25 protein-coding genes are annotated in these 25,708 nt (G+C 44.8%); 11 read left to right on the top strand and 14 right to left on the bottom strand.

Annotation, left to right across the window (positions count from 1 at the left end; translation table 11 throughout):
* Nucleotides 1-67 precede the first annotated feature (67 nt).
* From K8B83_RS08170 to K8B83_RS08135, 8 genes are all read right to left on the bottom strand, one after another.
* Nucleotides 68-1,285: a phosphopentomutase gene (locus K8B83_RS08170; RefSeq protein ID WP_188738648.1), complete on the bottom strand. Its 1,218-nt coding sequence runs from the start codon at nucleotides 1,283-1,285 to the stop codon at nucleotides 68-70.
* Nucleotides 1,286-1,296: 11 nt separating this feature from the next.
* Nucleotides 1,297-2,628 (bottom strand): thymidine phosphorylase, encoded by a 1,332-nt coding sequence (deoA, locus tag K8B83_RS08165; protein WP_188738646.1) that lies wholly within the window; start codon nucleotides 2,626-2,628, stop codon nucleotides 1,297-1,299.
* 145 nt (nucleotides 2,629-2,773) lie between these two features.
* Nucleotides 2,774-3,547, bottom strand: coding sequence for a deoxyribose-phosphate aldolase (gene deoC, locus K8B83_RS08160; RefSeq protein ID WP_188738644.1), 774 nt, complete (start codon nucleotides 3,545-3,547; stop codon nucleotides 2,774-2,776).
* Between the two features lie 378 nt (nucleotides 3,548-3,925).
* Nucleotides 3,926-4,765 (bottom strand): nucleoside-specific channel-forming Tsx family protein, encoded by an 840-nt coding sequence (locus K8B83_RS08155; RefSeq protein WP_059746464.1) that lies wholly within the window; start codon nucleotides 4,763-4,765, stop codon nucleotides 3,926-3,928.
* A 360-nt stretch (nucleotides 4,766-5,125) separates the two neighbouring features.
* On the bottom strand, nucleotides 5,126-6,385 hold the full coding sequence (locus K8B83_RS08150; protein WP_188738642.1) for a NupC/NupG family nucleoside CNT transporter: 1,260 nt from the start codon (nucleotides 6,383-6,385) through the stop codon (nucleotides 5,126-5,128).
* Between the two features lie 177 nt (nucleotides 6,386-6,562).
* The gene (locus K8B83_RS08145; protein ID WP_188738640.1) at nucleotides 6,563-7,324 is read right to left on the bottom strand and encodes a TatD family hydrolase; all 762 of its coding nucleotides are present in this window, start codon (nucleotides 7,322-7,324) and stop codon (nucleotides 6,563-6,565) included.
* 246 nt (nucleotides 7,325-7,570) lie between these two features.
* Nucleotides 7,571-9,157, bottom strand: coding sequence for a peptide chain release factor 3 (prfC, locus tag K8B83_RS08140; protein ID WP_188738637.1), 1,587 nt, complete (start codon nucleotides 9,155-9,157; stop codon nucleotides 7,571-7,573).
* A gap of 256 nt (nucleotides 9,158-9,413) precedes the next feature.
* Nucleotides 9,414-10,061 carry a LexA family protein gene (locus K8B83_RS08135; protein ID WP_000854920.1) on the bottom strand — a complete coding sequence of 216 codons (648 nt, stop codon included), beginning with the start codon at nucleotides 10,059-10,061 and terminating at the stop codon, nucleotides 9,414-9,416.
* A 117-nt stretch (nucleotides 10,062-10,178) separates the two neighbouring features.
* Between K8B83_RS08135 and K8B83_RS08130 the strand changes: the two genes are divergently transcribed.
* From K8B83_RS08130 to eexS, 7 genes are read left to right on the top strand one after another with little or no spacing between them, the layout of a single operon-like run.
* Nucleotides 10,179-10,430, top strand: coding sequence for a helix-turn-helix domain-containing protein (locus K8B83_RS08130; protein WP_000451746.1), 252 nt, complete (start codon nucleotides 10,179-10,181; stop codon nucleotides 10,428-10,430).
* Between the two features lie 55 nt (nucleotides 10,431-10,485).
* Nucleotides 10,486-11,355: a hypothetical protein gene (locus tag K8B83_RS08125; RefSeq protein ID WP_223419546.1), complete on the top strand. Its 870-nt coding sequence runs from the start codon at nucleotides 10,486-10,488 to the stop codon at nucleotides 11,353-11,355.
* The gene (locus K8B83_RS08120; RefSeq protein ID WP_032081042.1) at nucleotides 11,342-12,004 is read left to right on the top strand and encodes a DUF6475 domain-containing protein; all 663 of its coding nucleotides are present in this window, start codon (nucleotides 11,342-11,344) and stop codon (nucleotides 12,002-12,004) included. The genes K8B83_RS08125 and K8B83_RS08120 overlap by 14 nt, the downstream gene beginning before the upstream one ends.
* A complete protein-coding gene (locus K8B83_RS08115; protein ID WP_223419544.1) occupies nucleotides 11,991-12,539 on the top strand; it encodes a lytic transglycosylase domain-containing protein in 549 nt (182 codons plus the stop codon). Before K8B83_RS08120 ends, K8B83_RS08115 begins: the two co-directional genes overlap by 14 nt.
* A complete protein-coding gene (locus K8B83_RS08110; RefSeq protein ID WP_000210563.1) occupies nucleotides 12,536-12,835 on the top strand; it encodes a flagellar transcriptional regulator FlhD in 300 nt (99 codons plus the stop codon). Before K8B83_RS08115 ends, K8B83_RS08110 begins: the two co-directional genes overlap by 4 nt.
* Nucleotides 12,832-13,365, top strand: coding sequence for a FlhC family transcriptional regulator (locus tag K8B83_RS08105; protein ID WP_000566753.1), 534 nt, complete (start codon nucleotides 12,832-12,834; stop codon nucleotides 13,363-13,365). Before K8B83_RS08110 ends, K8B83_RS08105 begins: the two co-directional genes overlap by 4 nt.
* A 54-nt stretch (nucleotides 13,366-13,419) precedes the next feature.
* Nucleotides 13,420-13,851 carry an entry exclusion protein EexS gene (eexS, locus tag K8B83_RS08100; protein ID WP_223419543.1) on the top strand — a complete coding sequence of 144 codons (432 nt, stop codon included), beginning with the start codon at nucleotides 13,420-13,422 and terminating at the stop codon, nucleotides 13,849-13,851.
* 32 nt (nucleotides 13,852-13,883) lie between these two features.
* On the opposite strand, the gene K8B83_RS08095 is transcribed toward eexS, so the two are convergent.
* The 6 genes from K8B83_RS08095 to cadR form a co-directional block, all read right to left on the bottom strand.
* Nucleotides 13,884-17,453, bottom strand: coding sequence for a conjugal transfer protein TraG N-terminal domain-containing protein (locus K8B83_RS08095; RefSeq protein ID WP_223419541.1), 3,570 nt, complete (start codon nucleotides 17,451-17,453; stop codon nucleotides 13,884-13,886).
* A 3-nt stretch (nucleotides 17,454-17,456) separates the two neighbouring features.
* Nucleotides 17,457-18,845: a conjugal transfer protein TraH gene (locus K8B83_RS08090; RefSeq protein WP_029628494.1), complete on the bottom strand. Its 1,389-nt coding sequence runs from the start codon at nucleotides 18,843-18,845 to the stop codon at nucleotides 17,457-17,459.
* A 2-nt stretch (nucleotides 18,846-18,847) separates the two neighbouring features.
* Nucleotides 18,848-19,792 carry a thioredoxin family protein gene (locus K8B83_RS08085; protein ID WP_001260106.1) on the bottom strand — a complete coding sequence of 315 codons (945 nt, stop codon included), beginning with the start codon at nucleotides 19,790-19,792 and terminating at the stop codon, nucleotides 18,848-18,850.
* A 437-nt stretch (nucleotides 19,793-20,229) separates the two neighbouring features.
* On the bottom strand, nucleotides 20,230-20,583 hold the full coding sequence (locus tag K8B83_RS08080) for a YnfA family protein (RefSeq protein ID WP_211172941.1): 354 nt from the start codon (nucleotides 20,581-20,583) through the stop codon (nucleotides 20,230-20,232).
* Nucleotides 20,558-21,466: a cation diffusion facilitator family transporter gene (locus tag K8B83_RS08075; RefSeq protein ID WP_126824463.1), complete on the bottom strand. Its 909-nt coding sequence runs from the start codon at nucleotides 21,464-21,466 to the stop codon at nucleotides 20,558-20,560. The genes K8B83_RS08080 and K8B83_RS08075 overlap by 26 nt, the downstream gene beginning before the upstream one ends.
* A 31-nt stretch (nucleotides 21,467-21,497) precedes the next feature.
* Nucleotides 21,498-21,911 carry a Cd(II)/Pb(II)-responsive transcriptional regulator gene (gene cadR / locus K8B83_RS08070; protein ID WP_008224336.1) on the bottom strand — a complete coding sequence of 138 codons (414 nt, stop codon included), beginning with the start codon at nucleotides 21,909-21,911 and terminating at the stop codon, nucleotides 21,498-21,500.
* Between the two features lie 73 nt (nucleotides 21,912-21,984).
* Here cadR and K8B83_RS08065 point away from each other — a divergent pair, with 73 nt between their 5' ends.
* The 4 genes from K8B83_RS08065 (at nucleotide 21,985) to K8B83_RS08050 (ending at nucleotide 25,703) form a co-directional block, all read left to right on the top strand.
* Nucleotides 21,985-22,890 (top strand): cation transporter, encoded by a 906-nt coding sequence (locus K8B83_RS08065; protein WP_011918388.1) that lies wholly within the window; start codon nucleotides 21,985-21,987, stop codon nucleotides 22,888-22,890.
* 53 nt (nucleotides 22,891-22,943) lie between these two features.
* The gene (locus tag K8B83_RS08060) at nucleotides 22,944-23,309 is read left to right on the top strand and encodes a cobalt transporter (RefSeq protein ID WP_223419540.1); all 366 of its coding nucleotides are present in this window, start codon (nucleotides 22,944-22,946) and stop codon (nucleotides 23,307-23,309) included.
* Nucleotides 23,310-23,360: 51 nt separating this feature from the next.
* Nucleotides 23,361-24,605 carry a TolC family protein gene (locus K8B83_RS08055; protein WP_223419538.1) on the top strand — a complete coding sequence of 415 codons (1,245 nt, stop codon included), beginning with the start codon at nucleotides 23,361-23,363 and terminating at the stop codon, nucleotides 24,603-24,605.
* 78 nt (nucleotides 24,606-24,683) lie between these two features.
* Nucleotides 24,684-25,703 (top strand): efflux RND transporter periplasmic adaptor subunit, encoded by a 1,020-nt coding sequence (locus K8B83_RS08050; protein WP_223419536.1) that lies wholly within the window; start codon nucleotides 24,684-24,686, stop codon nucleotides 25,701-25,703.
* The last annotated feature ends 5 nt before the right edge of the window (nucleotides 25,704-25,708 follow it).

Below are 25,708 nucleotides of genomic sequence, written 5' to 3'. Positions count from 1 at the left end.
GCTTAATAATGTGTGCAGTTTAGCAAAAGCATTAACTTTTATATAGAACCGTCGTTTGAAAATGTGACTAATTAATAAAAGATTCGCCATAACTCATAGGTTCTAACTTAAAATAACTCGCAATTGACTGACCAATATCAGCAAAAGACTGACGGCGACCTAACGATCCTGCCGGTAAACCTGCTCCATAAGCCAGAACCGGTACACGCTCACGAGTATGCTCAGTACCTACCCATGTTGGGTCGCAACCATGATCAGCGGTAAACACCACTAAATCATCTGGCTGTAATATGGCAAAAAGCTCAGGCAAACGAGAATCGAAATACTCAAGTGCTTTAGCATAACCGGCAGTGTCACGACGGTGGCCATAATGAGAGTCAAAATCAACAAAATTTGTGAATACGATAGTGTTATCACCCGCGCGTTTTATCTGCGCTAAAGTTTCGTCAAATAGCTCCTCAAGACCAGTAGCTTTAAACTGCTGAGTAATGCCACTATGAGCATAAATATCAGCAATTTTACCAATACTGACCACTTCACCACCGGCCGCTTTCATCTTATCAAGCACCGTCGGCGCAGGAGGAAGTACAGCATAATCGTGTCGATTACCTGTGCGAGCAAAATCAGCTGGGCCTGTGCCCACAAATGGACGCGCGATAACACGACCAATGTTGTATGGTTCAAGCTCTTCGCGGGCAATTTTGCATAAATTGTACAGATTCTCTAAACCGAATGTTTCTTCATGGCAAGCCACTTGAAATACTGAGTCAGCAGAAGTATAGAAAATAGGCTTACCCGTTTTCATGTGCTCTTCACCCAATTCTTCAAGGATTTGAGTACCCGACGCATGACAATTGCCCAAAAAGCCATCTAAGCCTGCACGTTTAAGAATTTTATCTGTCAATTCTTTAGGAAAGGAGTTGGTTAAATCACTGAAGTAACCCCAATCATATAGCACAGGAACACCCGCCATTTCCCAGTGACCGCTTGGAGTGTCTTTACCTGAGCTCAGCTCGTCGGCATGGCCATAAGCACCAATCACTTCAACATCATCACTGAAACCATCAGCAAATTTACCTGTGCTTTCAAATCCCGCATGGCCTAAACCTAACTTTGCTAAGTTAGGAAGTTTTAGCAGACCTTGACGACCAATATCGGCTTTACCTTCTGCACATGCTTGAGCAATATGGCCAAAGGTATCAGAACCGACATCACCAAATTTCTCAGCATCGGTTGCAGCGCCAAGACCAAATGAGTCTAGCATTAAGATAAAAGTACGTTTCATTATGTTTTCCTTTATAAATCTGAAGCGCGAATATAGCGATAAATTTCTGGCGTCTTTTCTGGCGCGCTATCTCTCACTACAATAGCCTGTTGCACTGCAGCTGCAGCTTCAGCAAAGGCGTCTTCAGACTGAGCATGGATCATGGCTAACGGTACATCTTTGTTAACTTCTTGACCCAATGCGCAAACTTGAGTTAATCCGACACTGTAATCGAGTGCGTCACCAGGCTTACGGCGACCACCGCCTAAGGTAACTACAGCTAAACCAAGCTCACGGGTATCCATTTGGTAAGCAAAGCCGGAAGTATTGGCATAAACAGGGCGAATGATTTTCGCGTGAGGTAAATACTTATCATATGCCTCAACAAAATCGGTAGGACCGCCTAAACCAGAGACCATTTTAGCAAATGCCTCTGCCGCTTTACCATTATCTAATACAGCGTTTAGTTTATTACGCGCATCGGTTTCATTCTGTGCAATACCGCCCAAAATAAGCATTTCTGCACATAATCCCATGGTGACAGCGTATAAACGTGGGTTACGGTATTGACCGGTTAAAAACTGGATAGCTTCACGCACTTCAACAGCATTACCGGCACAAGATGCCAACACTTGGTTCATGTCAGTTAATAACGCTGTGGTTTTAGTGCCTGCACCGTTGGCAACTGCAGTAATACTGCGGGCTAATTCTTCTGATGCTTCATAAGTTGGCATAAACGCGCCACTACCCACTTTGACATCCATAGCTAACGCATCAAGACCAGCTGCCAGTTTTTTCGATAAAATTGAAGCGGTAATAAGCCCAATAGACTCAACAGTTGCCGTGTTATCACGAATAGAATAAAAACGTTTATCTGCAGGCACTAAATCGCCAGTTTGACCGATAATGGCTACTCCAGCCTCTTTAACGACTTTGCGGAAAAGCTCACTCGAAGGTTCGGTTTGATACCCAGGAATGGCATCAAATTTATCAAGTGTACCACCGGTATGGCCTAAACCACGTCCAGAAATCATCGGCACATAACCACCGCACGCAGCAGCCATAGGGCCAAGCATTAGGCTGATAACATCACCTACACCACCGGTACTGTGCTTATCGATAATAGGACCGTTTACACGCAATGCATCCCAATTTAAAACCGTGCCAGAATCACGCATGGCACTAGTCAATGCAATACGCTCATCCATATTCATGTCTTGAAAATAAACCGCCATACCAAAAGCAGCAATTTGCCCTTCTGATACTGTATTGTGGGTGATTCCGTTAACAAAAAATTGAATTTCGGCTGTGCTTAGCGCTTCGCCATTGCGTTTTTTACGAATGATTTCTTGAGCAAGAAACATAATACGTCCCCTTTTAGGCAACCCATCACCTTTAGGATCGCCATTAATATAGGAATACTATCGTATGATAGTGTCTTTAGATGACGCGTAATACGCCACCTAAAGTGAAAATAAAGCCTAACAGAGCTCTGCTAGGCTATTGCCATTAGTAACCAGAAGTTGCTTTTGGCGCTTCAGTCAATTCTAGCGTGTGCAACAAGCTGTTTAACAAGCTTGATGCACCAAAACGGAATGTTTGTGGTGTAACCCAGTCGTCACCTAAAATACGCGCCGCTAAGCCTAAAAACTCTGCTGTTTGAGCAGCATCACGTACGCCGCCTGCTGGTTTAAAACCGATGTTACGGTTTTTCTCACTGATGACAGTTAGCATAATTTCAGCAGCTTCTAGCGTCGCATTAACTGGCACTTTACCCGTAGATGTTTTGATAAAATCAGCGCCAGCATCAATTGAAATTTCTGATGCCTTACGGATTAATGCAGGATCTTTTAATTCACCAGATTCGATAATCACTTTTAAAATTGCGTCTTCACCGCACTCTTCTTTACAGGCTTTCACGAGTTCGAAACCAACGGTCTCATTACCTTCCATTAATGCACGGTATGGAAATACCACATCCACTTCATCAGCACCGTAAGCAACAGCTGCACGGGTTTCTAATACTGCGATAGCAATATCGTCATTACCATGTGGGAAGTTGGTTACTGTGGCGATTTTGATGTCTTCACAATCAAGTTCATTTAATGTTTTACGTGCAATAGGAATAAAACGAGGATAAATACAGATTGCGGCAGTATTACCCGCAGCAGATTTAGCTTTGTGGCATAACTCAATCACTTTTTGGTCGGTATCATCATCATTTAACGTCGTTAAATCCATTAATGAAATGCCAAGTTGCGCCGCTTTTTTTAAATCAGTCATAATTGCTCTCCGAAACGAAAAATCAAAGTCGATAAATTTTGTTCAGGCAACACTATAGCTGGCTATATGATTATAATTATGGCCGGGCCTTCAGTATTGCCAGTAAATCTTGCTGCTATTTACTAACCTAAGTATTCAATCTGATAACGAGTACCACGACTTGAATCCTTGAAGACCGGAAAAGATAAAACAAAGATATTTGTTTCAACTGTTCCGCGAAAAATCCTTTTTAGCGCGTAAAAATAAAACTTTGTAGAGTACAAACTTTTATATAAAAACACTCTTGTTAGACAATGATTTTAAATGAAAGTTCGATGTTACTTTTATTATAAAATATGGAGCCGCAAATGCGGCTCCAACAGATTCACTATACCAATCTTAGAACTTGTAAGTTGCAGATAGGTAATGTGACCAACCAGTAGATTCTAGGCCAACCAATCCGCCTTCATCTTCAAGTAGGTATACGTCTTTGAAGCCTTTTAAGCCATAACCAAGCGCGTAACGATCTGAATGCCAGTATAGACCAAAGAAGATGTTACCACCGCTTGAAGTCTTAGGAACGAACATGTTGTCGTCTTCGTCAGCACCAAATTGGTAATCGATATAACCTTGGAATGATAAGAAGCTCTTGTTGTCGAAGAAGTAGAAAGGCTTGAACCAGTTAGCTGAGAACTGATAACCGTTCCACTCTTTAGCGTTCATGTCGTAGTAACCATAAAGGTTCATACCAGTCTTGCCTAACCAAGGTACGTTTACGTCTGCACCAACACCCCAGAATGTAGAGTTAACGCCTTCGCCGTTAAGACCATCCCAGTTGAACAAAGTTGAGAAATATACTTCTTGGATTGGGCCAAAAGATAAATCTTTACCAGTAATCGCATCGATAGAGAAACGAGGATTGAACTTCATGAATATTTTACTAGTGCCTGAACCTGGGTTTTTGTCACCATTGTCAGTAGATTCATTTGCTAAGTTGAACACATCAACATAACCATAAAGATCAACAACACCAGAACGACCACCAAACTCCATTTCTAAGTAGTTATGTTGATCGCCAGATGCTGGGTTATCAGGCTTTTCACCGATAGAATACATCGCATTAAACTGCAACCATTTATAATCAGTAGCGTGAAGATCTGTACGATCTGCCGCGAAAGTATTACCAGAAATAGCAGCAACTGTTGCACCCGCTAAAGCTAACATTTTTACATTTTTCATCATCAACCCCATGTATATTATTTAACTATCTTCTTGGATAGCACTTCTTTTTAATCATTCGTATTTTACCGTTACTGATATAAATCTCAATATTTAATCGATAAAAAACGAATACAAAATTCTTTTTTGTGAACAATGTCGCGACTTTTTGTCTACACATTATTAACAAACAAACTGATGAATACTGAGCAGCGGCTTTAATACATCCTCTTTGTACAGTATTCAACTAGCCTATAACTTCGCATCGGAAATGGTGGATTAACACAAAAATCAATAACAACGTCTTACAAACTGGGCCTTTAACATTGACTCACTAAAGACCCAGTGATTGAGGTTTTACCCTCTAGATTAACTCTTAACTTAGATAGCTAAGAATAGACCGGCTAATGTCGCGCTCATTAAGTTAGCTAATGAACCAGCGATAACAGCACGGATACCTAATTTTGCAAGGTCATGGCGACGTGAAGGAGCCATAGCACCTAAACCACCAAGTAAGATTGCAATAGAAGATAAGTTAGCGAATCCACACAATGCGAAAGAGATAATCGCTTTAGTACGATCTGTCATGACAGCTTGAGTTGCTTCAACTAACACACCGCCATCGGCAATATCTTTTAGGTATGGAGCAAAGTTCAAGTAGGCAACGAATTCGTTAACAACAATCTTTTGACCGATGAAAGAACCAGCAACTAATGCTTCGTTCCAAGGTACACCGATTAAGAAAGCTAAAGGCATGAAAATGTAACCAAGGATAAGTTCTAGAGTGATACCCTCTAAACCAAACCAACCTGTTACACCACCGATGATACCGTTGATCATAGCGATTAAGCCTACGAATGCGATCAACATTGCACCAACGTTAATGGCTAGGCTCATACCAGATGAAGCACCGCCAGCAGCAGCGTCTAATACGTTAGCTGGTTTATCTGGGTCTTCTGGTAAGTCATCCATTTCGTTGATAGCGGTTTCAGTTTCAGGGTGCATCAGTTTAGCCATTAATAGACCACCTGGTGCCGCCATGAATGACGCTGCAACTAAGTATTCAATAGGAACACCCATTTGCGCGTAACCGGCTAATACAGAACCTGCAATAGAAGCAAGACCACCCACCATAATGGCGAATAGTTCAGATTGAGTCATTGTCGCAATAAATGGACGAACAACTAAAGGCGCTTCAGTTTGACCAACGAAGATGTTTGCGGTTGCAGACATAGACTCAGTACGGCTTGTACCTAATGCTTTTTGTAAACCACCACCGATAATACGGATGATCCACTGCATGATGCCTAAGTAGTAAAGCACTGCAATTAAAGAAGAGAAGAATACAATGACGGGTAATACGTTAATGGCGAAAATAAAACCAACTTTGAAGTTAGCTAAATCACCAAATAAGAAGCTGATACCACTTTGTGCGTAACTAATCACACTTGATACAGCGTCAGATACACCTTTCAGAATATCTTTACCGATTGGAACATATAATACGAAACCAGCGAAGAATGCTTGAATAGCTAAAGCACCACCAACGGTACGTACATTAATTGCTTTTTTGTTAGTTGATAGTAAAAAACCTATCGCAAGTAGGACGACCACCCCTACTAAACTCATTAAAATATCCATTAATCATCACCCTTTTGTTAACAGTTTTTTTGAATGTTGTTAACTCACCTAATTTCCGTTGATGATTATAACTGAGCGTGAAACGAAAAGCGTCGTTTTGATCAACTTTTTAGAGTTTAATTTCAATCTCTTAAGCAATAAAACTCAACATTACGCAACTCGTTTCAAAAAAAACAATTAAAGCTCAAACAGTTGCACAGTATTTTTATTAAACTGTTCTAATATACAGACAGTCTCATTTTTCTTTAAAAATGAGATTTCGGACACAATTCGACTTAATATTAGTGGGGTATTACGTGTTTTAGGTTGATCAAAAGGGCTCATACTGGGCGAATCGGTTTCCAATAAAAAGTGTTCCAATGGTAATTCGGTCACTGCTTGGCGAAGCTTTTTCGCACTAGGATTGAGCAATAATCCACCAACGCCTAATTTAAAGCCGAGATCTATATATTGCTCGGCAATTTGCCGATTACCATAAAAACCATGTATTACCCCGCCACGCTCTAGCCTACATCGTTTCAGAAGAGTGATTAATTCTTGATGAGCTTTCACCGCATGTAAAATGACAGGTAATTGGTAAGTTTGCGCTAGGTGTAATTGTTTTTCTAATAACAACAATTGTTTATTTGACCAAGAGTGTAATTTATCTAAACCACACTCTCCAACTGCCACCAAACGCTTATTTTCCCTATATTGTTGCAACATAGCGTCAAGCAGAACAATAGCTCGGTCAATCTCATCTGGCACATACCAAGGATGGATCCCAAGGGCGAAATACCATTGATATTTATCGGCGATGTCTAATTGATGCTGCCATTTATCAGCAGCAACGCCAGGGATAATCACAGATGAAATGCCCTGTTTGCTCATTTCAGCAACAAGCTCGTCTCGGTCCTGATCAAAATCAGCCATATCCAGATGTGCGTGGGTATCGATCATATTGCATCTACTATTATTATGATTAGCGCTAAACTAGCACAAAATACATTGGCACGATAAGCGCAGCTTTAAATAGAAATGAATCGAACATTGAACCGTGCAAATCTTGTCAATATTCTATAAGTACCGATTATTTATCTTCACCTCACACAACTATAAGAATTACTGTGACAGGCCCCTTAAAAACACAATAAAAAAGGCGGCAAAGCCACCTTTTTTACATTAACTCAACATAAAACTTAACAACTAGTGTTCACGTGTCTTAGCAAACTCAATGTCAGGGTAGCGTTCCATCGACAGGTTTAAATTAACCATAGTCGGTGCAATATAAGTTAAGTTATCGCCACCATCGAGTGCAAGGTTAGCACTACACTTGCGACGAAACTCTTCAAGTTTACGCTCATCTTTACAGTAAACCCAACGGGCAGTACTGACACTAATGCCTTCGTAAATCGCTTCAACGTTATATTCGCTTTTTAAGCGTCCAACAACCACTTCAAACTGAAGAACACCAACAGCACCAACAATTAAATCATTTGAGTCAATGGGCCTAAATACCTGTACAGCGCCCTCTTCAGATAACTGCACTAAGCCTTTTAGCAATTGCTTTTGTTTTAATGGATCTTTTAATCGAATTCGGCGGAACATTTCTGGCGCAAAGTTAGGCACGCCAGTAAAACGAATTTTTTCGCCCTGGGTAAATGTATCGCCTATTCGCATGGTACCGTGATTGTGCAGACCAATAATATCACCAGGATATGCCGCTTCAGCCCTGTTTCGATCACCCGCCATAAAGGTTAACGCATCACTCACGTTAACATCTTTACCAATACGCACATGATGCATTTTCATGCCTTGTTCATATCGACCTGAACACACTCGCATAAATGCAACACGGTCTCGGTGCTTAGGATCCATGTTTGCCTGAATTTTAAAAATAAATCCTGAAAATTTCTCTTCATTGGGCAACACTTCACGGACATCAGTTTCACGGGGTAAAGGTTTTGGTGCCCATTCAACAATACCATCGAGTATATGATCAACACCAAAGTTACCTAACGCGGTACCAAAATACACAGGTGTGAGTTCACCTTTTAAAAATGCCTCTTGATCAAAAACGTGCGAAGCTCCAGCCACCAACTCCATTTCATCACGAATATCTGAAGCATATGATCCAAGCGCTTTATCTAATTCCGGGTTATGTAAACCTTTAATAATGCGCTCTTCTTGAATAGTGTGTCCCATACCACTTTGGTACAAAATCACTTCATCACGTAAAATATGATAAACACCTTTAAAGTCCTTACCTGATCCAATAGGCCAGGTAATAGGTGCACAAGCCATTTTTAAAATGTCTTCAACTTCATCCATCAACTCAATCGGATCACGAATATCACGGTCACATTTATTCATAAATGTCACAATAGGCGTGTCGCGTAAGCGAGTCACTTCCATCAGCTTAATGGTTCGGTCTTCAACACCTTTAGCAGAATCGATAACCATTAAACAAGAATCTACAGCGGTAAGAGTACGGTAAGTATCTTCCGAAAAGTCTTCGTGACCAGGTGTATCAAGTAAGTTGATAAGTGCGCCACCGTATGGAAATTGCATCACAGACGTAGTAATCGAAATACCACGGTCTTTTTCCATTTCCATCCAGTCAGATTTAGCGTGTTGACCTGACTTTTTACCTTTTACCGTACCGGCTTTTTGTAAAGCCTGTCCGAATAATAGTACCTTTTCGGTGATGGTGGTTTTACCCGCATCGGGGTGCGAGATGATAGCAAAGGTCCTTCGCTTATTGATTTCATTAAGAAAATCTTGGTTTGCCATGTATAAATTCTTTTAGTTTGTACACGGATTTGTACACACTTTTGGAAGTACTCTCTTTTCAGTTCTTCGCTTGTCAAATCCGTCGTGTTAATCGTAATTGGCCGCTATTTTCGCTGATCTTGACTTTATAAACAATCAATGGTTATCTAATCGGTTACCATTTACTCTCAGCGTGCACCAATGCTCAGTTGTAGCTGTTTGCAATCGTTGCTTCTTCAGCTAATGAACAACTGTGGCTAAACCACAAATTCCTTCGCTACCAGAAATCGATGATAGCTTGTCGTACTACACCGATGATGGTGCAGTTGCCGTTGATCGGTATTGCAGGGTATTGCGGGTTCAAAGGTTTTAGATACTTCTGTTCACCATCAATAACCAACTGCTTAAAGGTTGCTTCTTTCGAATCATCCAAACGCGCAACAACCAATGAACCTGAAGAGTAAGGTAACTCAGGATCAACAACGATCACTGCCCCCTCAGGTATGGATTTTTTTCCGCTTGGATTTTCCATACTGTCGCCTTTTACGCGAAGTGCGAAACAACCCTCATGTGCTTTCCCAGTGACTTCACGCCACTCCTCAGCATCTTCATGGGCAAATCCCTCCGCTATTTCAGTCCAATCACCGGCCTGAACCCAGTTAATGAGAGGAATTCTTCCCTTAATGTCAGGCCCAACTTCTACATTACCGACCCCCAAGCCAATCTCGCCATCACCTGTGGCGAGCCAATGAGCATTCACGCGAAGCGCCTCCGCGATCTGCATGGTGTAACGAGACCTAGCCGATTTACCAGAGCAAATCTGGCTGATCGACTGCTGTTTGATACCAATGCGTCGAGCCAACTCAGACTGAGTCACCCCAGTAAGCTGCAAGGCATGGTTTAGTCGTTCGGATAAAGTTTTCATAAGCCCGTATTCTACAAATAAAACTGTAGCCTTTCAACAATTTTAACTGTTGACTTATCTACAGTTTAAACTGTAACATTCAATCTTGTAACAGTTATTATTGTAACAGGAGACGGTATGGAAGTGTTCAACACGACACAAAAACATCTCCGCCGTGCCATTGACTTGGTCGGCGGGCAATCAGCATTAGCACGAGCCATCAACTCAAAACAGCAAAACGTCTGGTTTTGGTTGAATAAATCAGGGCGTGTTCCCGCTGAATTCGTTTTACCCATCGAACAAGCTACGCAAGGACAGGTAACCCGATCCCAGTTAAGACCGGACATCTACCCCGAATGCCCAAGCGAGCTGAAAGCCAGTAACCAGTAGGATTAAGGGCAAGTAATGGTCAGCATTTTACGTAAACACAAAAGCGAGTACCTCCATGCGTGATTATGGCAAGGTCTATACCCGCTTTTGGCTAAAGCAAAATGTTTTGTCCTGGAGTGACTCAGCGAAGTTGCTAGGACTGTACTTGCTTACATGCCCGCATTGTAATTTGCTTGGCTGCTTTCGACTGCCGATTGGTTACGTTGCTTCTGACTTGAACTGGGATGAGCAACAGGTTGCCAAGGCGTTAAGTGAGTTAGAACAAGATCAGTTCCTGATTCGTTGCGAGGAATCTGGTTGGACTTTGATTCGAAGCTTTCTGAAGCACAACCCAATCGAAAACCCAAACCAAGGTAAGGCAGCCTTTCGGTTGCTTAAAGATGTACCTGCCGACTTCATTGGTATGGCATCGCTTTTGAAATCTCTTGCCGCTTTTCAAGCTCGGCTACCAGAAGAATTTTCATCATTGTTTATGCCTGATGGCAACCCGGTAAGGGACTCTCAACGGTCGGATGACTCTGAGAGAAGCAATAAAGCAACAGTTAAAACTGTTGACCACATACAGTTTGAAGACTTCTGGGATGTACAAATACGCAAAGAAAAAAAAGCGAAAGCCAAAGAAGAATGGCTACGCATGGGCCTCAATGAAGACCATGAACTCGCCTTGGAAGTGCTAACACGCTGGAAAGAGCAACGAGACAACCGATTGCAGTATCAAGATCGGACTAAGACCCCTATGCCACATAACTGGCTTTTAAACCGGCAATGGGAAGACGAGTACGTTCGCATTGATGAAGTACAGCAATCATCGACGAGCCTAAAGAGCAGCAATCACCAGTTGAACATTGAAGAAAGCAATCGCCGCATTGCTGAAAGCTGGGCCGGACCAGGTATTCGGGAGGTTCGTTCAAGTGCAGGAGGTTGATAAACGCGAGTTTGCTGAAGTTTGGGGAGCTGCTTGGGCCATGTATGGCAAAAGCGTATCACCACAATTGCTATCCATCGCATTTGAAGCCCTTCGTGCTTATAGCATTGAAGAAGTGCGAATCGGTCTGACTCGGCATATTCAATCACCGGATACTGGGCAATTTTTTCCAAAGCCCGCTGACGTCATCAAGCATATCGATGGCAACTCGGGTTCAAGAGCCATGGTTGCTTGGAACAAAGTTGACAAGGCTGTTCGTCAGGTTGGCGCTTGGACATCCGTGATGTTTGACGATGCGCTTATTCACCGCGTTATTTCAGACATGGGGGGATGGGTTGAACTCTGCAAGGTAGATGACAGGGAATACCCCTTTAAACAAAAAGAGTTTTTAACACGCTACCAGGCTTACTTGTTGCGGGACGAAGTGGGTGAATACCCAAGGCTATTACAAGGTATTGCAGACCATCAGAACCAGCAAAAAGGATTTGATATGCAAGCGCCGGTTGCCGTGGGCGACTGGTCAAAAGCAGCACAAGTTTATACAAGAGGCATCACCGACTTTAGCGCAGTGCCATTAAAAAGAATAAGCCCGAAAGCCATTCAGGCGCTTCTCGGAAATCAATTAGAGGACAAAAATGAAAACGATTAAATCAAAAACCATTGCCCTAGTGATAGCCATGTCCGCAAGCACTTCAGTTTATGCGTTTCCGGGCTATCAGTGGGAAAAAGCAGCACAAAGCGTTGGTATTGATCCAGTCATGCTCTACGCCGTTGCCTTGGCTGAGTCGGCCTCAAATCGAGGTCTCAACATGACCAGTCCATGGCCATACGCAATTCGCAATGGTTCAAACGCAACCTATGCCAAATCTAAGACAGAAGCAGAGAAACTGTTAAACCAAGCACTGCAAGAGACTGAAAAATATCAGCTCGATATTGGCCTAATGCAAATCAATTTGCATTGGCATGGGCATCGAGTGAGCTCAGCAGCGGAACTGCTAGACCCCATCACCAACCTTACCGTCGGCTCAAGTATTTTGGCCGAAGCAATCAAGTCTTCACCAAATGATTTAGAGCTTGGCATAGGCCGCTATCACAGTTGGAACGAAGAGCGTGCACGCTGGTATGGGCAAAGAGTGCTTTCTATCTATCGCAATATTTTACATGAACTGGAGGTCCGTCAATGACAACCAATCAACAAGACTTCTATCAATTAAATTTGGCGTACCTACACGCAGCACGAGAATTAGCGCGAATTGATCCGCAAGAGGCCGTCTTGCGCTTTGGACTTACACGCGACGTGGTTGATGCTTTGATTAATGCTGGTGTTGATGACCTGCAACGAGTGGCGACCTCATCATTCATGCTGTTTCAACCAAGGGGTAACCAAAGCCAACTGATTGAGATGGTGAAGAGCAAAGGCACAGGTATCCCAAGAATCGCTTATTTATTATCAACCCTAAACAACAAGGGGGATGCATGATTGATAACCTGTCCAAAAGTGAGCTGTTTACCCGAGCCTCGCTACTTATTAAATACGGATTTCGAACAACCATTATCGCGCTCGATACTGGTTTGCCAATCCACATTATCAGAAGGCTTCACAAAGAAGTGACTGGCAAATCACCTTGTCCTGGTCAATTACCTGAATCTGATGCCATTGTTAAAAGCAGAAGAGCCTTAGTTGAAGGCTCCCTGCTGATGGCGCTTTATGTCAATATTGGTGGTGATAATGTCTACAAGCAACTAAATATAGATGCTTTGATGAAGGCTTATGATGCGTACTTGGTTGCAAGAGAAGAAGCAGATCTTCCTGCTGAGATCCCCTGGAAAAAACTGACCATCAATGAAGGTTGGGTTCTAGCTCGTGATTTAAGATCACAGCTTGCATCCTTACACCGGTGTCGATGCGGCAGTCTGTATTTGACGGTATCACAACAGCGCATTCAGCTTAAATGCCCTGTGTGTGAGATTATGGCAGAGCAAACCACTAGAGCACTTTTTGAGAACTAACATGCTGATGCATGATTTGATTGTGCACCGCCCGTGCACTTTGAGAGTACTAAGATGACAAACTTACTTAAATCTTTACCAGCACGCTGCTGGGTTATATCACTGGGGCTTTTTCTGGCGACTTTGGCTACGGCTCATTTTTTCCCATCAGAAATATTAACAGCATCAGCCAAGTTAGCGGCTTTACCATTTCTGTTCTGCACCGTCGTTTTTTTCGGCTACTTGGGATTCAAAGCGACCTGTAACCCCATCGGCCTAATAGCCATCATCACGATGCTTTTAGCAATCGCATACTGGCAAGCGAGTTGGACAATTGTTGGTTTGGGACTCTTTTTCATAGCTATTTGTACTGGAATTAGATTCTTGAGCAGCCAAGTTAAAGATTCGGGTAGAACTTTGAGCATTGAAGAAAAATGGTATTGGTATAAGCTCCATTCGTTTTTTGATGGCTTTTATCCAAGGTATCCCAAAAAGCCAAAAAAATAGCCAGCCCACCACAAGCCGGCTACCTTCTATTTTCAGTTCCTTCCTGATGCCTGGTTATAGGCTCTAATATCGATCAAGTTGTTCTGAGCATAATCTCCCGCAAGGGATGCATTTGAGATCACCGCTATCTGCTTATCCACAAATGCTTTATCTTCTTCGGACACACTGTCAGGGATGTAAGCGCCACTCTCATCCTTTTGACGATAGTCATTTAGCATTTGCTCCCTTAGATCAAGCATTTCAGGCGACCAACTCGATGAGTCTTCAGAGTTGAAAACGCGCCCCGCCAAACCTTCATTGAAAGCTTGAGCGAACACTTGACTTTGAATCGGGGTCAATCCCATTCTCTGCCCTTCGCTGTATGCTTCCTGTTTAAAATCATCGGCGTACTGTTCTAAGAACTCACCATATCGATTGTTAACTGCCGCACCGAATGCCCCAGCCAACATGGCTTCAGACTTAGTACCCCAGTTTACTTCGGAGGCATACTGCGAACTCGATCCACTGTATGCATCATTAAACGCCGTCAATGGGTTTTCCAAAGAGGTTCCGGCATCAACGGCTGCTTTTAACCCATCCCATGTTGATTTGCTGGCCACAGTTGCATTGTGCAAGAAACCTCGTGAGCCAGGTTCTGCAAGTGCTTGCTCCTTGTAACTCTCATAGTCTTCGCCAAAGTGATTCAAGGTATGCAGTGCTGCATCAGTATGCTTGCCACTGAAGTCACCAATAGCACTGGCGCTGTTGAAGAACATTTCAGCACCAGAAACTCCGCTATCATCAGCCATAATGCGAGATCGCCACTGAGAGCCAGCTTCACTGTTTAGTCCAGATTGATAGGTACTTGTGTCAGAAACTACGGTCTGTTGGGCTTGTTGTTGATGCGCATTTAGTTGTCCATCAACACCAGACAAATTAGTTTGGTAAGCCGATTGAGCTGCGTTGAACTGAGTTTGAACAGTTGCAGCATCCTCGTAGCCGCCCAATACACCGGATTCAACTTGGCTTTGAGTGCCACCAAAAGTAGGTGCAGTTGATGACAAGCCTTCATTAGAGCGTGGCTGAATAGATCGTAAATCGGCTCCGGTAGCCATGGCCATAACAGTCATTGCTGCTTGATAGTCATTGTCTCGTTCAGCGGGCGTCGAGGAGTTGCTATAGGTTAAAGATTCCATAGCTGCGGCCACATACGCCTGATTATCATCAGGTAGCAAGCGCTGATACATTGGAAGGTTTTCACGTAATCGGTTACCTGCTTCAACATGCTGGTTCATATAGCGACCTAAATAATCCATGACTTCAGGATTATCCGCTGCTAATCGAGTTAACGTCGCACCATCCGTGTTCCTTTGTCCTGATAGACTGTAGCTGGCCTGATCAAGCTCACTAAAGCGGTTTGATGCCGTGATAACGTCTTGTGCTGAACTCTGAAGTGACTGATAGTCTTGATTAGACAACGACATCTCAACGCCAGAGCGTCTTGAATCTGAAAGGTCCTTAACCATCGCATCGCGAAACTCAGCACGTCGTGAATCACTTGATGCCAAGCTTCGCATCTCCCCAGTGAGCGTATTTGCGGTCGTAGATCGAGAACTGCCCTCTGATGACTCAACTTGGCCACTAAAGTTACCACCTAAATCCAAGCCTGCTCGTACCCTTGATAGTTTTGGTACACGAGATGAGTCTGGCTTATCGACTCCTGGCAAGTTGCCCTGTGGAGAATCATTGCCGCCAGTACCAAGAAGCCTTCCAAGAAAGCCCTTATCAGCAACTTCTTTCTCACCGGGATTAGTAATAGTTCCATCGCCACCGACCCTTAGGCCTCCCGATAGCACGCCCGATACCAAGCCACGTACAGCGTCTTTTTTATCGTCTCCGAAACCATACCGTGTTTGCAGGTCATCAGTAACCTGATTAACAACGGCGCTAGATGCGGAATTCGAAGAACCGATCTGACGTCCAACCGAAGAAAGGTTGTCGTAACTTAGCTTTTCACCAAAAGTTCGACTCATGGTATTGCCAACTTGACGGCTAAAGGCTTGAGTTGCCTGAGTCATGGATTCTTTTGCAGAACCGACCATTGAACCCACCGCATTTCCGACAGAGAAACTGCTTAGTAAGTTTGACGCACCGGTCATTGCAGAACCTGTGAGGGCTGAATTTTGGAACATTGACTGTGATTGCATCACCGGGGCATTTTTCGCGACATCTGGACTTGCCATCTTTTCATCAATGGCATCACCGTTTTGAAGACGTCCAGCCAAGTGGGTAGCGGTTATTGCTGAGCCATACACGAGCATGAGCGAAATCGCCGGAACACTCGACGCCAACATGCCGCCAGTAGCTATCCAGGTTTGCAGCACTGAATCCATCTGCATCATCCCAGCAAAAGATGGCACTTCTGTACCTGCAAAGGCATCAAGAGCCGACATTTTCCCAGCAACGGTTAAATGGATATATAGGTTAATGATGGCCATGACAGGCATCCAAAGTTGAATCCAAAGCAGGATTAACAAGTACTTCCCGGCCATTCGCATCCCGATTTGGCCAAGGGCAATCACAAAGGCCATCAATGGGGTGATGGCGTAAATGAAACCCTCAAAAAACGTCATCATCGGACGAACGATACTTTGGAACAGGGTCTGCTCCGCCGCCCATTGCGTATTGCGCTGCTCAATCGCTTGGTTAACCATCACGGCTGCGGTGAAAGCTTGATCATCCATATACTTGCCCGTCACGCTTTGCTCATAAATAGGCAAAAGCACCGACGCGGTCATGTACTCTTGGGTGTTAACCGAAGCCAAACCAAGGTTATTCAGTGCATTTCGGATCACGTCATCAGTATCCGTTGCTGACGAAGTCCCCAATGAGGCTGACAAAACCTGTTTAAGCCTTGGAATGAAGGTTGATTCTGTCATGAGTTTCAGCTGGCTATAGGCATCGGTGCAGTCCAAATCGCTACTGCTACCACTTAGCATGATGCGCGTGCCATAAATGCGCGAATCAAACCTAATCGCAGTCATCGGGTTAGGATCACTTAGCACCTGATCTAGGTTCTTTTGGCCTATGTCGATGCCAATCAAGGTGCATTCTTTGATGTAGTTAAACCACGATTGTTCGATATCTGAGCCACCGACACGATTTGCATCACCCAACCCAGAGCGATCCATCACCTGTTTTCTCACTTTAATCAGTGACTGTAAACTGGATGCAAAGCCGTATTCCGTCATGGCGGGAGTTGAGAACGCCGTTTCAAACAATCGCGTGATTTGAAAGCCAACAGTCGAAATCGTACTGCCTGCGGCAGCAACACCGATGGGCACATTATCAACCACTCGAACTTGTCCCGTGTACGCATCCTCAATGCTCACTCGGGTACTGGGTCCAAACATGGTTGCAAAGACTAGCCATGAGACTAAGACGTGTTGAAAGTTAATCCCACGACCACCTTGCATTAAGGCCTGAACAGAGACCATCAATACCCCAATGAGCAAGCCAATGCGAACCATTGAAGTAAAATCGCCTGTACCAGTGATCATCGCGACAGCGTTCAGGACCTGCTCTAAAAAAGCCGAATCCCCGATGGAATAGATTTCCCACATGACCTATTCCCCCAGCGCCGTAGATTTAACGGTGTAATAACGCTGTTTGCGAATGGTCTGAATCACCTGGTTAAAATGCGCCAGCAATTCTTGCTCTGAGCCGTATCTTCGCTGCAACGCAGCGTACTCCTCATTGATTTGGCGACGTGCACGTTCAAGGTCTTCGGTTAACAACTTCGCATAGGCATGATCTTCCACACCAGATGTGCTTCTAGCTGCGTTGAGCATGTCTTCAACCAATGCCCGGGCCATCTCAACAGCAATAAATGGCGCAGCTCTTGAAGCAAACGACCTAGCAGCCCCTTCATTTAATGCTGAAAGTGTTCGAATCATGCCGCCAATGCTTGCAGGAGCCGAGGTCATAAAAGCCTTTTCGGTGGTGCTAGCTGCCCCAGTATTCCGAGCAAACTTAAATATAATGCCGTTACTAGAACCTGTACCAAGAAGTAAATTTTCGACCTGAGTTGATAACCCGGTTAGGGTCACGTTAGCGATTGTCGGATTTAGACAGCCGTCTTGTGTCACTGTGTCACATCGGTACATAGCGACGTTACCGCCATGAATTAGATGCTCAATAGTCACTTTATTGCCATTCAGTCTGGTCAGTTTTGGGGCTTTACCTTGACCATCAGCCGCATTCGCTAAATCACCAACGATGATCGAGCCAGTCACCGACATAACCGCTTCAAGAAAACGATCATCCCCCGATGCAAACCAGCTTGATGCCGAGTGACGTTTCAGTGCTCGCCAGACCAAGTTACCTTTAATCGTTTTGTTCACATCAGATGCCGCGACACTTGAAGCATTCTCATAAGGGTTCTTACCGTTGGACTCACTCCAACTGGTAAAAACGTCTCCAGCCCCTTTGAGAGAGCTCAACATGCTGGCTTCTGTTTGCCCCTTCTTACCAAAAGCAGCCAGAGTATCGTTCACGACTCCCTGAGCCATTTGACAGGAATTGCCAAAATATTCGTTCAACTGCTGGATTTTCTTTTGCAGTGTCTCCATGTGCTGGGAGCATTTCTCACACATAGCACTGAGCGCCAATTGGAATGCGTACCCCTTGGCATTTGCCGCTACAGAGCGAAGTAATTGAACAAACTGATCCGCGTTAACAAATGACAAACTTCCAGCGAACATATCAATGCCGCCACAACCAGCTTGGAATGACGGAGGCACCATAGAGACGAGGTTTTCGTTCATGATCCTGTTACGAACAACAACACTTCCACCAGATATAACGCCACGCCGCTGACTCTCGAATACACCAGGCGCAGTGGTGTTGGTCATTGAACCAAACAACTGATTCATCTCCTGTTGCAAGCTTGCTTGGCTCATAGATGAAAAACCAATCGCACAGGCGATTAGCGATACTTGGAATACTTTTTTCATCGTTATAACCCTCCTTGTGCACGCAGATAGCGAACAAGGAACTCAGGGTCCTGTAATATTTTTTCGTTAAGCTCTTGGGCTGACATCGCGAGTGAAACGCCGGGCTGAACAGGTCTGGTGGCATAGTAAGTTTGATCGTCAATCCAACCGGCTTGATGGGCTGCAAGAATGATTCGATTATTGAGCTCATCAAGGCTCATTGCGCCCTGGCCAATCGGAGTGATGACATTAGGCGGGTCAACTAAGAAAACCGCAGGAACAGTCGTAACGGACAAGGATTGAGCTTGTCCTGAATCGACTTTGTAATTTGGAAATTCTCCACTTGGTAAAGGCAAGCCATCGACAGCAATAGCAAACACCTCGAAACCGTAGTTCAAAGCCATGGATTCGATGATAGGCGCTTGAGCATGGCAATAAGGGCAATCCGAACGATAGAAGAAGAACAAGCCAGCCCGTTTTGCTACTTCACCTAAAGCAACATCCCGTTGAGCGCCAGCTTCTCGATCCATCCGATTGGCAGCATAGGTCGCCAAGGGTCTACGACTGATTTCATCCAAAACAGGATCGCCCATGACAACCTGCTGACTAACATCAGCAAACTGTGAGCCCTTATCCATCATGACTCGCTGGAGATACAGATAGGCTCTGACATTCTCATTCGTCGGCTCATCAATTGCCTTGTCCATGAACGACTGCATGTGCTCTCGGAACCAGGCAGCACTGAAAGGCTTTAGCCCGCTCTGACTCGACTCTGCTGCACCTGATTCCGGCTTTATAGGCTCTTCATCCTCCGCTGGCTCAGGAATGACCTGATACCAAAACCAGCCTTCCTGACCACGCTGATAGAATTGCCCATCACTAGCATGGGCGGGCAGGATGAATAGAAAGAAAATAATGATTGGGATGGTCACCCATAGGATGAACCAAGGGAACAAGGGGGTTCTCATTGTCAGCTCCAGAAAATTTCATAGAGCTAACATGCTAATGATCCCGGTAAGAGCGATTGGCCAGATAGATGAATGAATCGTGTGTTTTTCTGACTAGCTGTTGTGACCAGTAACAACAGCTAATTTTAACGAGCCAAATTTATGATTGGACCGCTTTGAGCGAAAAGCTGACATTAGCGTCAATAAAATGAGCATGGTTTCATTTTGCACTTTAATAGTGATTAAAGTGCAGCTTTTTAACTGAAATAGTAACAAAGCGTACACCTTGTAAAAAAATAGGTAAATCAGGCACTGCTGTAACCATTTTTGTGGGCGACTAACATTTGATACACAATGTATTCTGAAAAATTCTTAATCAAGAACAGAAAAACCATTGCTATAAATGATAAAAGTACCTAAGTCTTTCTTTTCGTAATACCGTGCTCAAAACAAATTGTTTATCTCGGCGCAAACATGATCACTGCCATGCCTGCGAGCATTAGCACCACGCCAGCCAGATCCCAGCGGTGTGGTTGAATGCCATCTACTCCCCACAACCAGACTATTGCTATTGTTACGTATACTCCGCCATAAGCCGCGTAAACACGTCCAGCAGCCGTTGGGTGAAGCGTTAACAACCAGGCAAATAATGCCAGACTGATTGCAGCAGGTAACAGCACCCAGGCTGAAGCTCCTTTTTTCAGCCACAAGTAAGGCAAATAGCAACCGACAATTTCTGCTATTGCAGTAATGATAAATAAACCTAACGTTGTAATGACGGTCACTTCACTGCACCTTATCCGGGAATTCATCCCGACAATGTTCTTGTGTTAACTCCAGTTCTATCGTGGTATGTGCTAAATCAAACTGCTCCAATGCGTTAGCAATACGCAGCTTAATATCGGCATAATGGTTTGCAGTAAATGCCTTGCTGGCATTGGTTACCACATGTGCGGTGAGTACATGATGTTCACCATCAAGCGACCAGAGATGCAGGTGATGAATGCTGTCTAACTCATCAATTTTCAGCAAAGTATCTTGGATTTCATTTTGCAATTTGCTATCTGGCGCGGCTTGCAGAAATAAACGCGCAGTTGTGCTGAGGTTTCGTAAAACATTAACCAAAATAAATAAGGTGAAACCAATAGAAAGCAAAGGGTCAAGGATAGGCCAATCCACAAATTGCAGCACAATAGCCACAACCAAAACTGCAACCCACCCAAGAACGTCTTCAAGCAAATGCCAATTCAGCACTTTTTCATTCAGTGTATTTCCTTTGCTCAAGCGGTAAGCGGCAAAGCCATTGACTGCAACACCCAGCACAGCTAAAGCCAGCATTCCCTCTGTCACTGGCATTACCGGGTTAGCCAGCCGCGGTATTGCCTCAGTCAGTACCCAAACCGATCCGGCAATCAATACCAAGCCGTTAATTAAGGCGCCAAACAATGACAATCTGCGGTAGCCGTAAGTAAATTGTCGGTTTGCAGACTTTCGGCCAAGCCGGTTCAACAGCCATGCACTGCCAATAGATAAGCTATCACCCAGGTCATGCACTGCATCTGCCATAATTGCTGTGCTGTTGGTTAACCAACCGCCGATAAACTCAATTAGGGTAAAACCCACATTAAGAAAAAAAGCCATAGCGATCCGGTTGTCGCTGTCGTCTTTGATATGTGAATGGTTGTGCTGGTGCATTAAGACTCTCCTATTTATTGCTGATAACAACTTAGTTGGTTTGACTAACGGCTTCATTCAGTTGTTTTAAAATACCACAGTGCTCTACCGTGCGCTTCGAGTTGCAGCTAAGACGTAAAGCCTTTAGTTGTTTATTAAGCTGCGTTAAATCCGCTATGCGACGTTCTACCTGTTCGATATGCTGTTCAATCATCTGATTGACATCATCACACTGCGACATTGGCGAGTCATTCAAACTCAGTAACTGACGAATTTCTGCCAAACTCAGATCTAAACTCCGGCAGTGTTTAATAAATAGCAGTCGCTCGATGTCGGCCTGATCATAGAGACGAAAATTGCCATCACTACGTATTTTCGCCGAAAGAAGCTGCTCCTTGTCATAGTGACGGATAGTTTGAACAGAACAGCCGGAGATTTTTGCCAGCTCACCAATTTTTATTATCATGCTGCGGCCTATTGACTCTATAGTTACTATAGACTTTAAACTATGTTCCATAACAACCCAAGGTTTATCGGTTATGAATCCAAAATGCTGTTCCAATGATAAGTGTAGCGAAACGGGCAACAGTGAAAATAGCGCCGTTGATGCACCTGATAAGCATGCAAAATATGCCTACCTTAGTGAATTTAGGGTGCCTAAAATGGACTGCCCTGCCGAAGAGCGTTTGATCCGTATGGCACTGGAAACAGTTGAGCCTGGTGTTCTGTTACAGTTTGATATCCCACAACGGCAGGTTCGCGTTTTTCACACAGTTAATGCCAATGAAATTACACCAAAAATGCACAGCTTAGGGCTGGGCGCATCGCTGACAAAGACCGGGCCGGTGAAACACGAAGAGGTAACGCAGGCCAGACAATCCACAGCATCAGGTTCGCAGCGTGAGGGGTTAATTTTAAAGTGGTTGCTGGGCATTAACGCGGTGATGTTTGCAGTAGAGTTTGTGACCGGTTGGCTGGCCCAATCAACCGGGTTAATAGCTGACTCTCTGGATATGTTTGCCGATGCAGCGGTATACGGGGTTGCGCTATACGCAGTCGGGCGTAGTAGCAAGGTTCAATTAAACGCCGCACAGCTTGCCGGCTGGCTGCAATTGGCTTTAGCCTTAGGGGTGATCAGTGAGGTGATACGGCGCTACCTGTTTGGTAGCGAGCCTGTGTCGACGTTGATGTTAATTATGGGCGCTATTGCTTTGGTTGCTAATGTGATCTGTCTTTCGTTAATTCATCAACAAAAAGAAAGCGGCGCGCATATGAAAGCCAGTTGGATTTTTTCTGCAAATGACGTTATCGCAAATGCAGGGGTGATTTTGGCCGGATTATTAGTCACCTGGACCGGGTCACGCTATCCGGATCTGGTAATAGGGTTCATCATTGGATTAGTTGTACTCAATGGTGCGCGCAGGATTTTACAGCTAAAAGCGTAGCTTGTTGTTAAGTCGCAATAGCGCTACCATAGCGCTAACTTACTGAGGGATTTATGTTAGGTCGTACATCAGGCTTATTATTACTGTTGCTGACTATGCTGAATCATGCCGTGATGGCCTGTGATGCGTTAGTTATGCATTTGCCCGATCATGCCCATACCTACACTGACCTGCAACATGAACACTGCCACTCAGATACCCTTTTCGACGTAAGCAGTGAGCAAGTCACTGCACATAACGTTGAACATAACTCTGAGCATGATACCGACGAACACAGTAATCATGCTCATGTCACCTGCTATATCGCTTTTTTTCAGGGCATGGAGGTGCTTAACTTCCGTGACAGCGTTATAGCCGCTACCCAACCAGGGTTAAACCTCATTAGCTATCGCCCACCGGTGCCGCCGCCAAAAATCTGATCCTGCTTGTTTATCTTTTTTTATTAACGATTAACTTTCAGGAGCATACCCATGCGTATGACACTAATGCTGCCAGCAATACTGGCGGCGGTATTTTGCGCGCTTCCGCTACGTGCCGAGCCGCAAACACTGACATTACAACAGGCAATAGATAAAACGCTGCAACACAACCCTCAGCTGCATCAGTTTAAATTTACGCAACAGCGTCTGTTTGCAGAGCGTGATTTGCAAAGCCTTAAACCCGGTTATCAACTCGGTGTAGAGCTTGAGAATGTTGCGGGCACCGGAGAGGCCAGAGGGCTGGCCGGTGCTGAGCTGACAATCGCCTTATCTTCCGTGATAGAGCTGGATAATAAAGCTCAATGGCGCGCTGCGGTAGTAGACGCCAGGCTCAATACTCTTGAATGGCAGCAACAGGCGCAAACCCTGGATGTGCTGGCAGAGCTTACCCGCAATTATATTAATCTATTGGCCAGCCAGCAGGAATTGACACTGACAGAAGAGGCCGTAGCGCTCTCAGAAGCCCTGCTGCAAAGCGCTGAAAAACGTGCTGCCAGCGGTGCCTTGTCAGATGCTGAAATCATGCGGGCAAAGGCGCAACTGGCGCAGGTTCAGATCGGGCGGGACGCCCTGTTGCAGCGCATTGAGCGGCAAAAAATAGCCATAGCACGTTTTTGGGGTGATACCAGCGCCAACTTTAACGTTGTGGCAGGTAACTTGTTTGCTTTTGGCCAAAGCCGCCCTTTTGCTGAGCTGTATCAGCGGCTGCAACAATCGCCGGCGTTAACCATTTTTGCCTCTGAACGTCGGTTAAAAGACGCTGAAGTGCGACTGGCACAAAGCCAGAATCGCGCCGATCTGAGTTGGCAGGTAGGGGTAAGACGCTATCAGGCCAGTGATGATACAGGCCTTACCTTTGGTATCTCAGTGCCGTTATTTGCTGAACGTCGCAATAGTGCAGCCATCGAAGCTGCGCTGGCAGAGCGAAACAATGTCGAGTATCGACAGCAGGATAGCTTACTGATCCTGCATGAACGCTTGTTTGATGCGTACTCGCAACGACAGCAATTTATTACCAGTCACCAACAGTTGGCGCAGTACGTGATCCCCAACCTGGAACAAGCGCTGGATCTTACCCGTGATGCATACCAGCGCGGGCGCTCAAATTATCAGGATTGGCTTAATGCCCAGCAAGAATTGTTGCAGGCAAAAAGACACTTACTGGAAACCGCCACTGCGGTGCTATTGAGCCAGGCGACGATTGAACAGCTTACCGCCGAGCCGGTAACGCAGTAACTGACAAGATTATTGCCCCGCTGCCGCACTTCATTAACTGTGCGACGTGGCAAACAGAACATACAGGAAGATAGCATTATGAAACCACATGTAACACTGGCAATGTTTATTGCAGCCTGGCTGATGCCGATGCATGTAATAGCCGCCAATGAGCAAGAACAAGCTCACGTCCATGCCAAAGAACAAGCGGTAAAGCCGCAATCTGACACTAAGAAAAATGAAGAGCACAAAAAACATGAAGAACACAATGAGCATGAAGGGCACGACGAAAACGACGAGCATGAACACAACGAAACCCTAAGCAGCCGCATTAGTGATGATATGGCTACGGCAGTTAATATTGTCACAGACCGTGCTGACAGCCAGCGATTACGCCAACATCAGGTTGTTTATGGCAAGCTTAGCGCTGATCCAAACCGCATCAGCCATGTTAATGCCCGTTTTCCCGGTATTCTTACCTCGGTGAAATTCTCGCTGGGTGACAGCGTAAAAGCAGGCGATGTACTGGCCGTTGTCGAGTCAAATGAGAGCTTAAATACCTATACCATTAAAGCGCCAATTGACGGCGTTATTATTCAGCGCAGCGCCAATGTTGGTGAAGTCGCACAGCAGCAGACGCTGTTTAGCATTGCTGATTTTGGCGGCCTGTGGGCAGATTTTCGCCTGTACCCGTCACAACAAGATGCTGTCGCGACAGGACAAAAAGTGGTCATTATGGCCGCTGACACTGAGATTAACGGCGTAATTGCGCATATCATCCCATCATTAACCCAGCCCTATCAACTGGCCAGAGTTAAGCTGGATAACCGTGACGGTAAACTGTCGTCCGGGCAATTGATCGAAGGTGCTGTGATAAGCGGTGAATTCAACGTTGAGCTTGCCGTTAAAAAATCGGCCATTCAAATACTGGACAATAAAAGCGGAGTCTTCGTAAAAAACAATAGCGAATATGTCTTTACCCCATTGCAGCTTGGCCGTAGCGACATGGATTATGTCGAAGTGATTGCCGGTTTAAAGCCCGGCCAGTGGTATGTCACGACAAATAGCTATCTGTTAAAAGCGGATATTGAAAAATCTGAAGCCGAGCATGATCATTAAGGGGG

The organism is Shewanella inventionis, assembly GCF_019931735.1.
In the GTDB taxonomy this organism is placed as follows: domain Bacteria; phylum Pseudomonadota; class Gammaproteobacteria; order Enterobacterales; family Shewanellaceae; genus Shewanella; species Shewanella inventionis.
The sequence above is the reverse complement of the archived record's forward strand: the minus strand, read 5'-3'. Positions and strand labels throughout refer to the sequence as shown.

Coding starts and splice junctions, on each gene's coding strand:
- K8B83_RS08170 (WP_188738648.1), bottom strand. CDS start 1,285: ATGAAACGTACTTTTATCTTAATGCTAGACTCATTTGGTCTTGGCGCT.
- deoA (WP_188738646.1), bottom strand. CDS start 2,628: ATGTTTCTTGCTCAAGAAATCATTCGTAAAAAACGCAATGGCGAAGCG.
- deoC (WP_188738644.1), bottom strand. CDS start 3,547: ATGACTGATTTAAAAAAAGCGGCGCAACTTGGCATTTCATTAATGGAT.
- K8B83_RS08155 (WP_059746464.1), bottom strand. CDS start 4,765: ATGAAAAATGTAAAAATGTTAGCTTTAGCGGGTGCAACAGTTGCTGCT.
- K8B83_RS08150 (WP_188738642.1), bottom strand. CDS start 6,385: ATGGATATTTTAATGAGTTTAGTAGGGGTGGTCGTCCTACTTGCGATA.
- K8B83_RS08145 (WP_188738640.1), bottom strand. CDS start 7,324: ATGATCGATACCCACGCACATCTGGATATGGCTGATTTTGATCAGGAC.
- prfC (WP_188738637.1), bottom strand. CDS start 9,157: ATGGCAAACCAAGATTTTCTTAATGAAATCAATAAGCGAAGGACCTTT.
- K8B83_RS08135 (WP_000854920.1), bottom strand. CDS start 10,061: ATGAAAACTTTATCCGAACGACTAAACCATGCCTTGCAGCTTACTGGG.
- K8B83_RS08130 (WP_000451746.1), top strand. CDS start 10,179: ATGGAAGTGTTCAACACGACACAAAAACATCTCCGCCGTGCCATTGAC.
- K8B83_RS08125 (WP_223419546.1), top strand. CDS start 10,486: ATGCGTGATTATGGCAAGGTCTATACCCGCTTTTGGCTAAAGCAAAAT.
- K8B83_RS08115 (WP_223419544.1), top strand. CDS start 11,991: ATGAAAACGATTAAATCAAAAACCATTGCCCTAGTGATAGCCATGTCC.
- K8B83_RS08110 (WP_000210563.1), top strand. CDS start 12,536: ATGACAACCAATCAACAAGACTTCTATCAATTAAATTTGGCGTACCTA.
- K8B83_RS08105 (WP_000566753.1), top strand. CDS start 12,832: ATGATTGATAACCTGTCCAAAAGTGAGCTGTTTACCCGAGCCTCGCTA.
- eexS (WP_223419543.1), top strand. CDS start 13,420: ATGACAAACTTACTTAAATCTTTACCAGCACGCTGCTGGGTTATATCA.
- K8B83_RS08095 (WP_223419541.1), bottom strand. CDS start 17,453: ATGTGGGAAATCTATTCCATCGGGGATTCGGCTTTTTTAGAGCAGGTC.
- K8B83_RS08090 (WP_029628494.1), bottom strand. CDS start 18,845: ATGAAAAAAGTATTCCAAGTATCGCTAATCGCCTGTGCGATTGGTTTT.
- K8B83_RS08085 (WP_001260106.1), bottom strand. CDS start 19,792: ATGAGAACCCCCTTGTTCCCTTGGTTCATCCTATGGGTGACCATCCCA.
- K8B83_RS08080 (WP_211172941.1), bottom strand. CDS start 20,583: ATGAATTCCCGGATAAGGTGCAGTGAAGTGACCGTCATTACAACGTTA.
- K8B83_RS08075 (WP_126824463.1), bottom strand. CDS start 21,466: ATGCACCAGCACAACCATTCACATATCAAAGACGACAGCGACAACCGG.
- cadR (WP_008224336.1), bottom strand. CDS start 21,911: ATGATAATAAAAATTGGTGAGCTGGCAAAAATCTCCGGCTGTTCTGTT.
- K8B83_RS08065 (WP_011918388.1), top strand. CDS start 21,985: ATGAATCCAAAATGCTGTTCCAATGATAAGTGTAGCGAAACGGGCAAC.
- K8B83_RS08060 (WP_223419540.1), top strand. CDS start 22,944: ATGTTAGGTCGTACATCAGGCTTATTATTACTGTTGCTGACTATGCTG.
- K8B83_RS08055 (WP_223419538.1), top strand. CDS start 23,361: ATGCGTATGACACTAATGCTGCCAGCAATACTGGCGGCGGTATTTTGC.
- K8B83_RS08050 (WP_223419536.1), top strand. CDS start 24,684: ATGAAACCACATGTAACACTGGCAATGTTTATTGCAGCCTGGCTGATG.